12 protein-coding genes are annotated in these 12,863 nt (G+C 64.1%); 7 read left to right on the top strand and 5 right to left on the bottom strand.

Annotated elements, in window-relative coordinates:
* Positions 1 to 4 precede the first annotated feature (4 nt).
* Genes lpxA through lpxB form a run of 3 tightly spaced genes read left to right on the top strand, consistent with a single transcriptional unit; the run spans position 5 to position 2,780 of the window.
* Positions 5 to 799, top strand: a complete 795-nt coding sequence (gene lpxA / locus ACTZWY_RS00575) for an acyl-ACP--UDP-N-acetylglucosamine O-acyltransferase (RefSeq protein WP_444788721.1) — start codon at positions 5 to 7, stop codon at positions 797 to 799.
* A complete protein-coding gene (locus ACTZWY_RS00580; RefSeq protein WP_444788722.1) occupies positions 796 to 1,623 on the top strand; it encodes an LpxI family protein in 828 nt (275 codons plus the stop codon). Before lpxA ends, ACTZWY_RS00580 begins: the two co-directional genes overlap by 4 nt.
* Positions 1,620 to 2,780, top strand: coding sequence for a lipid-A-disaccharide synthase (gene lpxB / locus ACTZWY_RS00585; RefSeq protein ID WP_444788723.1), 1,161 nt, complete (start codon positions 1,620 to 1,622; stop codon positions 2,778 to 2,780). Before ACTZWY_RS00580 ends, lpxB begins: the two co-directional genes overlap by 4 nt.
* Here lpxB and ACTZWY_RS00590 read toward each other — a convergent pair.
* The 3 genes from ACTZWY_RS00590 to ACTZWY_RS00600 are packed head-to-tail and all read right to left on the bottom strand — an operon-like array spanning position 2,737 to position 5,420.
* The gene (locus tag ACTZWY_RS00590; RefSeq protein WP_444788724.1) at positions 2,737 to 3,672 is read right to left on the bottom strand and encodes a site-specific tyrosine recombinase XerD; all 936 of its coding nucleotides are present in this window, start codon (positions 3,670 to 3,672) and stop codon (positions 2,737 to 2,739) included. The two genes, lpxB and ACTZWY_RS00590, sit on opposite strands and share 44 nt — an antisense overlap.
* Before the next feature lie 3 nt (positions 3,673 to 3,675).
* Positions 3,676 to 5,289 carry a hypothetical protein gene (locus ACTZWY_RS00595; protein WP_444788725.1) on the bottom strand — a complete coding sequence of 538 codons (1,614 nt, stop codon included), beginning with the start codon at positions 5,287 to 5,289 and terminating at the stop codon, positions 3,676 to 3,678.
* The gene (locus ACTZWY_RS00600) at positions 5,286 to 5,420 is read right to left on the bottom strand and encodes a hypothetical protein (RefSeq protein ID WP_444788726.1); all 135 of its coding nucleotides are present in this window, start codon (positions 5,418 to 5,420) and stop codon (positions 5,286 to 5,288) included. Before ACTZWY_RS00600 ends, ACTZWY_RS00595 begins: the two co-directional genes overlap by 4 nt.
* Before the next feature lie 77 nt (positions 5,421 to 5,497).
* On the opposite strand from ACTZWY_RS00600, the gene ACTZWY_RS00605 reads away from it, so the two are divergent.
* Entirely contained in the window at positions 5,498 to 6,118 is a 621-nt protein-coding gene (locus ACTZWY_RS00605; RefSeq protein ID WP_444788849.1) for a shikimate kinase, read from the top strand.
* On the top strand, positions 6,108 to 7,226 hold the full coding sequence (aroB, locus tag ACTZWY_RS00610) for a 3-dehydroquinate synthase (protein WP_444788727.1): 1,119 nt from the start codon (positions 6,108 to 6,110) through the stop codon (positions 7,224 to 7,226). The genes ACTZWY_RS00605 and aroB overlap by 11 nt, the downstream gene beginning before the upstream one ends.
* A 329-nt stretch (positions 7,227 to 7,555) precedes the next feature.
* On the opposite strand, the gene ACTZWY_RS00615 is transcribed toward aroB, so the two are convergent.
* Complete coding sequence (locus ACTZWY_RS00615; RefSeq protein ID WP_444788728.1) at positions 7,556 to 7,975, bottom strand: metallopeptidase family protein; 420 nt, start codon at positions 7,973 to 7,975, stop codon at positions 7,556 to 7,558.
* A 93-nt stretch (positions 7,976 to 8,068) separates the two neighbouring features.
* On the opposite strand from ACTZWY_RS00615, the gene gltX reads away from it, so the two are divergent.
* Positions 8,069 to 9,397 carry a glutamate--tRNA ligase gene (gltX, locus tag ACTZWY_RS00620; RefSeq protein ID WP_444788729.1) on the top strand — a complete coding sequence of 443 codons (1,329 nt, stop codon included), beginning with the start codon at positions 8,069 to 8,071 and terminating at the stop codon, positions 9,395 to 9,397.
* A 117-nt stretch (positions 9,398 to 9,514) separates the two neighbouring features.
* A complete protein-coding gene (locus ACTZWY_RS00625) occupies positions 9,515 to 11,518 on the top strand; it encodes an AsmA family protein (protein ID WP_444788730.1) in 2,004 nt (667 codons plus the stop codon).
* 5 nt (positions 11,519 to 11,523) lie between these two features.
* Here the strand turns inward: ACTZWY_RS00625 and ACTZWY_RS00630 are convergent, their stop codons facing one another.
* Complete coding sequence (locus ACTZWY_RS00630; protein WP_444788731.1) at positions 11,524 to 12,789, bottom strand: MFS transporter; 1,266 nt, start codon at positions 12,787 to 12,789, stop codon at positions 11,524 to 11,526.
* Positions 12,790 to 12,863 lie beyond the last annotated feature (74 nt).

Raw genomic sequence — 12,863 nt, forward strand, 5'->3', positions numbered from 1 at the left:
GACGATGATTGATCCCAGCGCAACAATCCATCCCATGGCGATTGTGGAGGATGGCGCCACCATTGGCCCCGACTGCACGATTGGCCCTTTTGCGATTATCGGCCCGGAAGTGACCCTTGGGCGCGGGGTGACGGTCAAGCCCCATGCGCTGGTCACCGGCTGGACCCAGATTGGGGACGAGAGCATCATCTTCTCCTTCGCCTCGGTGGGCGAGATTCCGCAGGATTTGAAATATGCAGGCGAACGCACGCGACTGATCGTGGGCAAGAAATGCCGCATTCGTGAAAACGCGACCTTGCACACGGGCACCGATGGCGGCGGCGGGGTGACGCGCCTTGGCGATAATTGCCTGATCATGGCAGGCGCGCATGTGGGCCATGATGCACAGATTGGCGATAATGTGATTTTGGCCAATTTCGCGGGTGTGGCCGGTCATACAACCATCGAAACCAACGCCATCATTGGGGCATTGGCGGGGATTCACCAGTTTGTGCGCATTGGCGAAGGTGCAATGATCGGTGGCTTGACGCGCATTACCCATGACGTCATGCCGTTCGGGTTGGTGGCTGGCCCGGATGGCACGCTTCAGGGGTTGAATCTGGTGGGGCTGCGGCGGCGTGGCATGGCCCGCGATGACATTTCGGCATTGCGCGCGGCCTATGCACGGCTGGCCACAGAAGACGGCTCGCTGGCCGATATGGCGCAGGCGCTGCTTTTGGACAGCAGTTCCGAAGCTGTGCAGCAGGTGGCGCGGTTCTTCACCGAAAACAGCAACCGCAGCTTCTTGCGCCCGAAATGACCCGCATTGCGTTGATAGCAGGCAAGGGCCGCTTGCCGCAGGTGTTGGCCGCGCGTCTGCAGGCCACCGGGCAAACCCCGCTGCTGGCCGAGATGGAGGGGTTTGAAACCCTTGCCGCCGCCCATGGCCCGGTGGAGCGGTTTCGTCTGGAACGCTTGGTGCCCTTTCTGGACCTTCTGCAGGATCAGGGCGTGACGCGCGCAGTGTTTGCCGGTGCGGTCCATCGTCCGCGGTTGGACCCGTCGCTGATTGACCCTGCGACTGTGCAGCTTTTGCCGCGCATCATGGCCGCGATGCAACAGGGCGATGATGGCACGCTGCGCGAAGTCATCGCGCTGATGGGGGAATGGGGCATCGAGGTGGTGGCGGCGCAGGAGATCTGCCCCGAATTGCTGGCCGAACCCGGTGTTCTGACCGACGCGCAGCCCAAAGCGCAGGACAAGCAGGACGCCACGCGCGGGTTTGGCATCTTGCAGGTCATGGGCGCCGCCGATGTGGGGCAAGGCTGTGTTGTCGCGCGCGGCCAATGTCTGGCGCTGGAGGCCCTGCCTGGCACTGATGTGATGCTGGCCCATCTGGCGGATTTGCGCGCGCAAGGCGTGGAATTGCCCGCAGGCGGGGTGTTTTGCAAGGCCCCGAAACACGGTCAGGACCGCAGGATTGATTTGCCCGCACTGGGGCCCGATACGGTAAGTGCGGTTCACCGCGCCGGGCTGCGTGGCATTGCCTTTGACGCAGGCGGGGTGTTGCTGATTGACCGTGACCAGATGCTGGCACAGGCCAATGCGCTTGGGGTGTTTTTGTGGGCCATGGACGCGCCTTGAAGGTGTTTGTGATTGCGGGCGAACCGTCGGGCGACAAGCTGGGCGGCGCGCTGATGGCGGGGTTGCGCGAACTGGCCCCGGATGTGACGTTTCTTGGCGTGGGCGGGGACGACATGGCCGCGCAGGGGCTGGAATCGTTATTTCCCATGTCGGATTTGTCCGTCATGGGGTTGGCCGAGGTGTTGCCGCGCATTCGCCTGTTGCGCGCCCGTATCCGCGAAACGGCTGGCGCCATTGCGCGCGCTGCGCCTGATGTGGTCATAACCATCGACAGCCCCGATTTTTGCCTGCGTGTGTTGAAACTGGCGCGCGCGGCGCAGCCAGCGCTGCGGGTGGTGCATTATGTGGCCCCGTCGGTCTGGGCGTGGCGGCCAAAGCGCGCGGCGCGCATGGCCCCGCTGGTGGATCATGTGCTGGCGCTGTTGCCGTTTGAACCGCCCCTGATGCATGCCGCGGGCATGAGTTGCGATTTCGTGGGTCATCCGGTGGTGGCCGAACCGCGCGCCACAGCGGCGGATGTCGCGCAATTCCGCGCTGGCCATGACGGTGCGCTGGTGCTGGCCCTGCCCGGTTCACGGCGGGGGGAAATCGCGCGCCTTGCGCCCCGTTTCGGGCAGGCATTGGCGCTTGCGCTGCCGCAAACCGCCCGCGTGGTGGTGCCCACAGTGCGCGCGCAGGCGGATTTCATGTGCGCGCAGGTCGCCCAATGGCCGCTTCACGCCGAAGTCGTGGTCGACAGTGCCACCAAGCGCGCGGCCTTTGCGGCGGCAGATGTGGCGCTGGCCGCGTCGGGCACGGTGTCGCTGGAACTTGCGGCCAACCAGACGCCCATGGTCATTGCCTATGACATGGCCCCGCTGACGCGGTTTCTGGCGCAGCGCTTGGTCAAACTGGACACTGTGACATTGGTTAATCTGGTGTCGGACACCCGCGCGATTCCTGAATTTCTGGGCCATGACTGCCAACCCGAACGTATGGCCGCAGCCCTGCGTCAGCTTCTGGACAGCCCCGATGCACGCGCCGCGCAACATGCGGCCATGGCGCTGTCGATGGCGCGGTTGGGGCAGGGGGGTATGCCGCCGGGCCTGCGCGCGGCGCATTCCGTTCTGCATTTCATGGCTTCGAAAGCGGGTGATGGTCCAGCACCAACGCCTTAAGGCGTTCTTCCAGCACATGGGTATAGATTTCGGTTGTCGACACGTCCGCATGGCCCAGAAGGGTCTGGATCGCGCGCAAATCCGCCCCGCCTGCCAACAGATGCGTGGCAAAGGCATGGCGCAGCACATGCGGACTGACGCGCGTGGGGTCAAGCCCGGCGTTCAGCGCAATTTCTTTCAGCACAAGGAAAAAACCGACGCGGCTGAAATGCCCCTCGCGCCCGCTGGACGGAAACAGGAAGCGTGGTTCGGGCTGGCGTTTGGCGCGCAACTCCGCCGCCTGCCTGTCCCAATGCGCCAGCCAGTCGCGCAGCGCCTTGCGCGCGGGTTGGGACAGGGGCACCATGCGTTCGCGCCCCCCCTTGCCGCGCACCAGAATCATGCGCGGGTCCCCGCGCACCGCAGCAACCGGCAGGCCCACCAGTTCCGTCACGCGCAGCCCCGTGGCGTAAAGCAGTTCCATCAGGCATGTGTTGCGCAACCTGTCGGCAGGGGTCCGGCCCGTAGTGCGTGCCGCGTCCAGCAGGGCGGTCACATCATCTTGCGACAAGGTGTCGGGCAGTTTCTTGGACTTTCCCGGTCCGCGGATGCGGCTGGCAGGGTCATCCTTGCGCCACCCTTCGGCATAGGCGAAGCGATACATCGCACGGATCGACGCCAGCCGCCGGGCGCGCGTGGTGCGCGCCAGCCCCTGTGCGTCGCAATGCACCAGATAGGTTTCAATATCCGCCCGCGTCAGCGTCTGGAAGTCCAGCGCGCCCGCCTGCGCCCAATCCGCGAAATCGCGCAGATCACGGCCATAGGCCAGTTGCGTGTTGCGTGCGGTCCCGGATTCGGCGGTGGTGGCATCCAGAAACGTGGAAATCCACTGATAATCCCGCTGCGGTGCCATGCCCTAGCCCCGCCGTTCAAGCAGCAGCAATTCAACCGCGATCTGGCGCGCGGGACCGTCCAGCCCCAGCGACAACAGCCCCTCCAGCCCGATGCGTGCGGCGCGCGGGTCGCCAATCGCGGCATGGGCAATGCTGTTGAGCGCATCCAGCAGGACAATTCCCCCTGAACTGGCGGGCGCGGTCGTGTCATCTTGCGCGCGGGGCTGCGATGAAAACGCCTGCGCTATGGCGGCAGCCATGGACGTGTTATCCATGTCGGGCAGGGCTGGGTCTTGCTGGGCAAGGGCCGTTGCCAGCCGCGCCGTGGGGGTGTCAGGGGCCAGATGCACGGCCATGTCCAGCCGGGTTTGCGCCAATAGCAACAACTGCCATACAATGGCGCGCGCCGGCGCGTCCAGTGCCATCAGGTCTGTGTCCCCGTCGGTCAGGGCGGGTGCAAACATCTGGGCGAAGGCAACTTCCAGTTCCACGCTGGCAAATTGGGGCCATGCGGTCACCAAGGCCCGTGACAGGGCGGCAGCATCAGTGCCCGCCAGCGCCTGATCCAGCGCTTGAACGGCGCGCACACGTTCCCACACCCCGCCTGATGCCGCGGGGCGGCGTTGCGCATACAGCCCCAGCAGCCGGTTGGGTTGCATCACGCCCGCGCGGGTCAGGCGTTCGGCAGCATCCAGCTGTGCGCGCCAGCCACTGGTGCCGCGCAAATCGGCATAGGCAAAGGCCACCGGCAGGCTCGAGGTCGGCACCGGATCACCCAGCGCTTCCAGAATGCGCCAGCCCAGCGGTGACAATTCCGCAGGCGGCGGCGGGGTCAGGATGACGTCTTCTTCTTCCAGAAACCGCAGCAGAAGCGCGGCTTCGCTTGTGTCCAGCAACCCCAGCGACGTTGTGGCGTTCAGTGTCATATAGGCACCTTGCCAGTCGCCCCGCCGCGCCAGACAGAAAATTTGCGCGCCATGGCCGAAATCCGTCGTGATCTGGCCGCTCATGCTGGCGCAGGCGCGGTCTTCCTCGCCCAGCAGCAGCGCAATATCGAAGGCACGGGTGTTCAGCGCGGCGGTGCGCACCGGGGCTGCATCAATCAGTTGGGTGGCCTGTTCCAAAGCGCCCATCGCCATCAGCTTGTCCACACGCGCGTTCAGCACTGTGCCTTGCGTTTCGGGCTGTAACCGGGCGGGCGGGGCAAATTCGGCCAGCAGCAAGCGATAGCCAAGCTGCAGCGCGCTTGGCACAGTGTCCACGGGCAGCGCGGAAATTCCCGCCAGCACTTCTGCCACAGGGGCCTGCCCCCACAGGTCGCGCGGCAGACCCGCGCGTTCAGGGACAAACAGCCCCACCTGGTCCAGTGCAGGCGGGGACAGGGGGGTGACCGCGATATTATCGGCCTGCCCCCTTGGGGGGATGGGCGGCAGGTATCCGTCAGGTGCTGTGTCCGGCAATTCTGGCGGGATCGGGTTGGACATGGCGTCTTCCAGCCAGTCAATCGCGTTCAAGGGCCGCTCCGGGTGCAGTGCCTGCGCGGCTGTGGGTTGCGCAGGCAGTATCATGGCGGCCAGCACCACCCCGACAAGCGCGCCCTGACGACCTGGCGGCGAATATGCGCCTGCCCGCGTCAATTCACATCCAGCGTGACAGGGGTTTGCACGCCGCGCTGTTCGGCGGACATGTCCCCGAAATAGGCGTAAGCCACGACAGCCAGCCCCGCCAACACCACCAGAACCACGATAAGCCGCACCAGATGTCGCATTTCGCCTGCCTTTCGTTGCGCTGCCCCCTCTTTTCACGAAGAACGCTTCGGGGGGTTTCCCTTTTGACAGTGCCGCAATATCACGACAAGGACAATGCAGGCCACGAAAACTTGTTGAGGGGCGGGCGAAGGGGCGGAGCGTAAGCATGAAATTGCATAAAACCGTAGTGCTTGTGGGAATGATGGGGGCAGGCAAGACGGCAGTGGGGCGGGAACTGGCGCAATGTCTTGGCGTGGCCTTTCGCGATTCGGATGAAGAAATCGTCGAAGCCGCCCAAATGAGCATTGCCGAAATTTTCGAACGCGACGGAGAGGCATTCTTCCGCGCCCGCGAAGCAGAAGTGATTGCCCGCCTGATGCGTGGGCGGCCGGGCATTTTGTCGGTGGGTGGGGGCGCGTTCCTGAATGCGGGCACGCGCGGGCTGATTTCGGACCTGGGCGTGTCGGTCTGGATCCGGGCCGATATTGACCTGCTGTGGTCGCGTGTGCGCCAGAAAACAACGCGCCCGCTGCTGCGCACGGCCAATCCGCGCGAAACGCTGGCAACGCTTCTGACCACGCGCGAGCCGTATTATGCCAAGGCGGATCTGGCCGTTCAAACCCAACCGGGCTATGCCATAGCCGACACGGCGCGCGCAGTGTTGGGCGCGCTGTCAACACGTCCTGATGTGCTGGAAGGATTTGCCGATGAAAATTGACCGTGTTCATGTGCCGCTTGGCGCACGCGCCTATGATGTAGTGATCGGGCAGGGGTTGATCGCACAATCGGGCCAGATGATTGCGCCCTTGTTGCACCGTCGCCGTGTTCCCGTCCTGACAGAAACCCGCGTTGCCGCCGCCCATCTGGACGCGCTGACAGCCGGACTGGCGACAGCGGGCATTGACAGCACTGCCCTTGCGCTGAACCCCGGTGAGGGGACGAAGGGCTGGGGCGGGTTGCAACAGGCGGTGGAATGGCTGCTGGATGAAAAGGTGGAACGCCGCGATGTGGTTGTCGCGCTGGGTGGCGGTGTCATCGGGGATCTGGGCGGCTTTGCTGCGGCGGTGTTGCGGCGGGGCGTGCGCTTTGTGCAAATTCCAACGTCCCTGCTGGCGCAGGTCGACAGTTCCGTGGGCGGCAAAACAGGCATCAACACCCGCCACGGCAAAAACCTTGTGGGCGCGTTTCACCAGCCTGCGCTGGTGCTTGCGGATATTGACGTTCTGGACAGTCTGCCGCGCCGCGACTTTCTGGCGGGCTATGGCGAGGTGGTCAAATACGGTTTGCTGGGGGATGCAGCATTCTTTGACTGGCTGGAACGCAACGGGCCTGCGATGGCAGACGGCGACAAGGCCCTGCGCCACTATGCGGTGCATCGGTCAGTGCAGATGAAGGCCGAAATTGTGGCGCGCGACGAAACCGAACAGGGCGACCGCGCGCTTTTGAACCTTGGGCACACGTTCTGCCACGCGCTGGAAGCGGCCACCGGCTATGGTGCGCGGCTGCTGCATGGCGAAGGGGTGGCCATCGGGTGCGCGCTGGCGTTTGAATTGTCCGCGCGCATGGGGCTGTGCGCGCAGGAAACGCCCGGACGCGTGCGCGCGCATCTGCGCCAGATGGGCATGGCCACCGATCTGGCTGATATCGCAGGTGACCTGCCCCCCCCAGAAGGGCTGATTGCCCTGATGGCGCAGGACAAGAAGGTGCAGGACGGGCGTTTGCGCTTCATTCTGGCGCGCGACATCGGCGCGGCCTTCGTCTGTGATGATGTCCCTGCCGAGTTGCTGCATGCGGTGCTGGCAGACGCGCTGGCCGCGCGCGGTTAACGATCAGGTCAGGGGGCTGCGCAAGGGCGGTCCTGGCCGAAGGGGACGTTGGCGGGAATGACCCAGTGCGGAATCAAGGCCGCAGGCCGCCGCACTATCGGCGGGCCGTCCCGCGGCCTGCCGATGACCTGAAGGCGTGCCAGGCGCTTGAAGTCAGGAATATGCCGCGTGGATAAACTGCATCCCTATAACGCTGGATCGGCAGACCCCGGCCCGCCGATAGCGCGGGCTTTATCCATGTGCGAAGGACTGCTTCAGGCCACGAACAGATGCCCCGCCCATTCCCAATCAGGCCCCCTGACGCGCTTTGGGTGTTGGCCTTGGCGTTGTCAGTCCTGCCATGGCGCGATAGTCGCAATATCCCCGTCGGACCAGCCAAAATGATGCGCCAGTTCATGGATGAACACATGGGCAATCAACGCCCCCAGTTCGATATCCCCCCGTGCAACCCACTCATCCAGAATGGGACGCCGGAACAGCCAGATTGTGTCTGGCTCCATCGGTTGCTCCATCACGGATTTCTCCGTCAGCGGAATACCGCTATACAGGCCCGTCAGCTCGAACGGATTTTCAATGCCCAGTTCCGCCAGCATCGCATCAGGCGCGAAATCGTCAATCTGCACCGCGATATGCGCTGCCGCCTGCCCAAAAGGCGCGGGCAGGGTGGCAAGGGTTCGCGCCACAACCCCCTCAAACACAGTGGCATCGGGCGGCAGGCTTGCGGCCCATAGGGCTGTTTCATCAGTCATGGTGGCGCCTTCGTTCAGACTTGTTTCAAAGCACGGGGCTTGCACTAGGGCAAGGCTTGTGAAAAAGCATGACCCAATCAGGAGGTCTTTTCCATGTCCAAGATCGTCACCCGCTTCGCGCCTTCGCCAACAGGATATCTGCATATCGGGAATTTGCGCACTGCGTTGTTCAACTATCTGATTGCCCGCAAGTCGGGGGGGGAGTTCATCCTTCGGCTGGATGATACAGATCAGGAACGCTCCAAACAGGAATATATCGACGGCATCCAGCAAGATCTGGACTGGCTGGGCATTGGCTGGGACCGCATTGAACAGCAATCAACCCGACTGGACCGCTATAAGGACGCTGCCGACAAATTGCGCACAGATGGCCGTTTTTACGAGTGTTTTGAAACGCCGGGCGAATTGGACCTGAAACGCAAGAAACAGCTGAATATGGGCCGCCCGCCGGTTTATGACCGTGCTGCACTGGACATGGAAGATGCAGCGCGCCTGCGGCTGCGCGCCGAACGCGACGGCTATTGGCGCTTCTTGCTGGACCAGACCCGGATTGAGTGGGATGATGGCATTCTGGGGCCGCTGTCGATTGACGCGGCGTCTGTGTCCGACCCTGTGCTGATCCGCGCAGACGGGCAGGTTCTGTATACACTGGCCTCGGTGGTCGATGATATGGATATGGGGGTCACGCATATTGTGCGCGGGTCCGACCATGTGACCAATACGGCAACGCAAATCCAGATCATTCAGGCGCTTGGCGGCGCGGCCCCGTCCTTCGCGCATCATTCGCTGTTGACCGGTGCGCAGGGGGAAGCGCTGTCCAAACGTCTGGGCACCCTGTCCTTGCGTGATTTGCGCGCGCAGGGCGTAACGCCCATGGCGTTGTTGTCGCTGATGGCGCGGCTTGGGTCCAGCCAGCCGGTGGAATTGCGCGCCTCGCTGGACGAAATATCCGAAGGGTTCGACCTGTCGCAATTCGGGTCTGCGCCCACCAAGTTCGACGCCGAGGACCTGTGGCCGCTGACGCGCGCTGACATGCAATCGCGCCCCTATGACGCGGTTGCCGATCACTTGGCGGGCTTGGGTGTGCCTGCGGATGTGGCGCCGCAATTCTGGCAGGTGGCGCGCGAGAATATTACCCGGCTGGAGGATGTCGGGCCGTGGTGGACATTGTGCCAGCAGGGCGCCGACCCCGTGATCGACCCCGAGGATGCGGATTTCGTAGCCGAAGCGCTGGCATTGCTGCCGCCCCCGCCTTATGGACCGACCGCGTGGAAAGACTGGACCGACGCAGTGAAGGCGCAGACAGGTCGCAAGGGGCGGTCGCTGTTCATGCCCTTGCGCAAGGCGCTGACCGGGCAGGCGCATGGCCCTGACATGGCGGCGCTGATGCCACTTTTGCAACATGTCCGCGCGAAAACCTGACAATCAGCCCAGTCTGACAGGCAGTTTTCATGCAATTCGTTTTTTGAAAAGACATCCCCGCCGCTTGGCGTTAGTGTTTGCCCATCGTGGTGAAGCTTTTGTGCCGGTGGGGGTGTCATGCGTGTTCTGAAGGCGTTTTTGGCTGTCATAGTCGGGCTTGTGGTGCTGGTCGTGGCGGCGCTGTTTTTGTTGCCCTCGGAGCGCATTGCGCAAATTGCCGCCCAGCAATTCCAGACAGCGACAGGGCGCAGCCTGACCATTGATGGCGCGGTGCGGCCCAGTTTTTATCCCGTCATCGGGGCTACGGCGAATGGGATTTCCATTGGCAATGCCGATTGGGCCGATGATGTGCCATTGCTGCGGGCCGAGCAAATGGAAATCGGGCTTGATGTGGCGGCGCTGATGCGCGGTGACATCCAGATAGACCGGATCGTCCTGCAAGCGCCGGTCATTGACCTGCGGCGCAACAGCGATGGGCGCGGGAATTGGGAAATAGCCCTGCGCGCCAGCGCGCCCCCACCTGCAGACATGTCCGCAGACAGTGCCGCCACCACCCGCCCGCGCGCCTTTTCACTGGGGCAAGCCCGCATTCAGGACGGACAGGTGCGGTTCCGCGATGCTGTATCAGGCACCGATATGTCGCTGTCCGCGCTGGCGGCCAGCTTCGCCTTGCCTGCGCTGGACGGGCCTGCCCAAATAACCCTTGGCGCACAGCTCAACAACCAGCCCTTGCAGATTGACCTTGCGACAGACAATGTTGCCCGCCTGATGAGTGGGGCTGTCGTGGGCGTGACCCTTGATCTGGGGCTGGCCGGGGCGCGCGCGCAGTTTGCCGGTCGCGCGGGTCTGGCCGACCTGAGTGTCGAGGGGCGGCTGGATGCCGATATTCCTGCCTTGCGCCCTGTCATGCAAGCCCTTGGCCAAACGGGCGGGGATGTGCCGCCCGCCTATCTGCCGCTGGGGTTTTCGGGGCAGGTGACGCGCACCGCTGATGGCACGATTTACGCCCGCGATGCGCGTCTGGCAGCGGGTGCATTGCGCCTTGATGGGGGCGTTGATCTGGCGCTGGCGGGCGCGCGCCCGAAACTGACAGGGCAGCTTTCGGCTGATGTGCTGGATTTGCGCAGCCCGGGCGCGGCGCGCGCGCCCGCCAGTGCGGCAGGGGGCGCTGCGGGGCAGGGCTGGTCGCGTGATGCGATCGATGCAAGCGCGCTGGGGTTGCTGGATGCCGACCTGTCGCTGGCGTTCAACAGTGTTCAGACAGACATGGTTACATTCGGGCGGTCGCGTATCGGGGTCAGTCTGGACAATGCGCGCGCGGTTCTTGACCTGCGCGAAACCACAGTTTTCGGGGGCCGGCTTTCGGGGCAGTTCGTGGCCAATAACAGGTCCGGCCTGTCGGTGCGTGCGGATCTGGCTGCGCGCGACATATCGCTTTTGCCCATGCTGACGGAACTGGCGGAGTATCGGCGTCTTCAGGGGCAGGCCAATTTGGATATCAATGTCCTTGGGGTGGGCAATTCGGTTCATGCCATCATGAACAGCCTGAACGGCAGCGGCGCAATCCGGTTTGATCAGGGCGAAATCATTGGCTTTGATCTGGCGGGCATGCTGCGCAATCTGGACATGTCTTATATGGGCGAGGGCAACCGCACAGTCTATGACAGTATTACCGGCACCTTCACGCTGGCCGAGGGGGTTTTGCGCAACGATGACCTTGCGCTGTCCGCGCCGCGGTTTTCGGTGGCAGGGCGCGGAACGGTGGCCGTGGGGGCGCGCACGCTGGATTACCGGATCGTCCCCGCCGCCCTGCGCAGCGAAGGCGAGGAGGTCTTGCGCGTGCCGCTGATGATCACCGGCCCGTGGGACGCGCCCCGTTTCCGGCTGGACCTTGAAGCGCTGGCGCGCGAACAGCTGCGCGTGGAACAGGAACGGCTGGAGGATATCGCCCGCGAAGAAGCCCGCCGTCTGGAAGACCGCGCGCGCGAACAGGCCGCAGAGCGCATTGAACGTGAACTGGGTGTGCAACGTCAGGACGGCGAACGTCTGGAAGATACGTTGCGCCGGGGCGTCGAGCAGGAACTGGGCAATCGCCTTCGCGGGTTGCTGGGCGGGAACTGACGCGGTTACGCGCCGCCCAACTCCTTCAGGCCATAGGCCACCCATGCCCCCGCCAAAGCCATCAGCGTAAACAGCGCCAGCGTGACATGTGCCCCGGCCGATGCGGCCAGCGCGCCAAAAATGCCGCTTGCCAACAGCACCCCCCCGATGACGGTGTTCGCTATGGCTGTGTATATCGCCCGCCTGTCCGGGCCCACCATATCCACCAGATAGGTGGACCGCCCCAGCCGCACGCCGTGATGGGCCAGCGCAAGCGCGAACAGCGCAAGCGGCAGCGCCCAGATGGTCTGCGCCAGACCTGCCGCGCTGAACCCCAGCGCCATCAGCATGGCCCCCGCGCCTGTCGCGCCGGTCAGCATCAGCACCTTGCGCGCAGAAATATCGGCCAGCCTGCCCCAGAAATAGCTTGAGACCAGCCCCGCCAGCGCCGATGCCGCGACCAAGGCCCCCAACCCTTCAAGCGCCGCCCCCGCCGCCCCCGATGCCATCACCACCAGATAGGGCGGGGCCAGCGCAGTGGATGTCAGCAACCCGCGCGCCATGATAAAGCGTGCCAGTTGCCTGTCTTCGCGCAAGTAGTGCAGGTTCGCCAGCGCCGCTTGCCACCCGTTTGCGCCCCCGTCGGTGGCGCCGTCCTCTTCTGCCAGCCCCGCGAAAATGCCCGCTGCCGCCATCCATGCCAGTGCCGCCAAGGCCAAGGCCCCCAGAACAATGCCCGCGCGGGCGTCTGAAAACACCATCAGCACCACGGCAAATCCAAGCGTCACCGCCGCAGCCCCGCTGCCCGCCAGCCCGGTAACTGTGCCGCGCCGTGTTTTTGCGATCGTTTTGCCCAGCACATCCTTATAGGCCACCGATGCCACCGACCGTGACAGCGCCACCAGCGCCAGACCGGCCAATATGGTCACGCCCGCCATGGTGCCCGACATCATCACCCCCGCCAGCACCATGATTGCCGCGCCCGCACCCTGGCCCAGTGCCGCCCCCACCCATGCCCATTTGCGCCGCGCCATGGCACGAATGGATGCGGCGGTGAACAGTTGCGGCAACAATGCGCCCGCCTCGCGCAGGGGAACCAGCAGCCCCACCAATCCGGCAGGCGCACCAAGATGGGTCATCAACCATGCCAGAACCAGTTTCGGGTCTGCCAACCCGTCAGCGGCCTTGCTCAGGCCCAGCGCGCTGGCATGGCGCAGGAAATTGGCCGGTTGTTCCTTGCAGGCCGCATCGCTGATGTCCTGACACACCCGCCCGTCATCATGTGATGTCAAGCTCTCCAAGGCGTTTCTTACAGCAGGCCGCATCCGGTCCCTCCGGTCCAATTTGCCACAGTGTAACCTGGATA

The sequence above is a fragment of the Roseinatronobacter sp. NSM genome (assembly GCF_052379845.1).
Classification (GTDB): domain Bacteria; phylum Pseudomonadota; class Alphaproteobacteria; order Rhodobacterales; family Rhodobacteraceae; genus Roseinatronobacter.

Excerpts from the sequence above, each read along its gene's own strand:
- ACTZWY_RS00590 (WP_444788724.1), bottom strand. The coding sequence starts at position 3,672 with ATGGCACCGCAGCGGGATTATCAGTGGATTTCCACGTTTCTGGATGCC.
- ACTZWY_RS00580 (WP_444788722.1), top strand. The coding sequence starts at position 796 with ATGACCCGCATTGCGTTGATAGCAGGCAAGGGCCGCTTGCCGCAGGTG.
- aroB (WP_444788727.1), top strand. The coding sequence starts at position 6,108 with ATGAAAATTGACCGTGTTCATGTGCCGCTTGGCGCACGCGCCTATGAT.
- ACTZWY_RS00625 (WP_444788730.1), top strand. The coding sequence starts at position 9,515 with ATGCGTGTTCTGAAGGCGTTTTTGGCTGTCATAGTCGGGCTTGTGGTG.
- lpxA (WP_444788721.1), top strand. The coding sequence starts at position 5 with ATGATTGATCCCAGCGCAACAATCCATCCCATGGCGATTGTGGAGGAT.
- ACTZWY_RS00600 (WP_444788726.1), bottom strand. The coding sequence starts at position 5,420 with ATGCGACATCTGGTGCGGCTTATCGTGGTTCTGGTGGTGTTGGCGGGG.
- ACTZWY_RS00615 (WP_444788728.1), bottom strand. The coding sequence starts at position 7,975 with ATGACTGATGAAACAGCCCTATGGGCCGCAAGCCTGCCGCCCGATGCC.
- gltX (WP_444788729.1), top strand. The coding sequence starts at position 8,069 with ATGTCCAAGATCGTCACCCGCTTCGCGCCTTCGCCAACAGGATATCTG.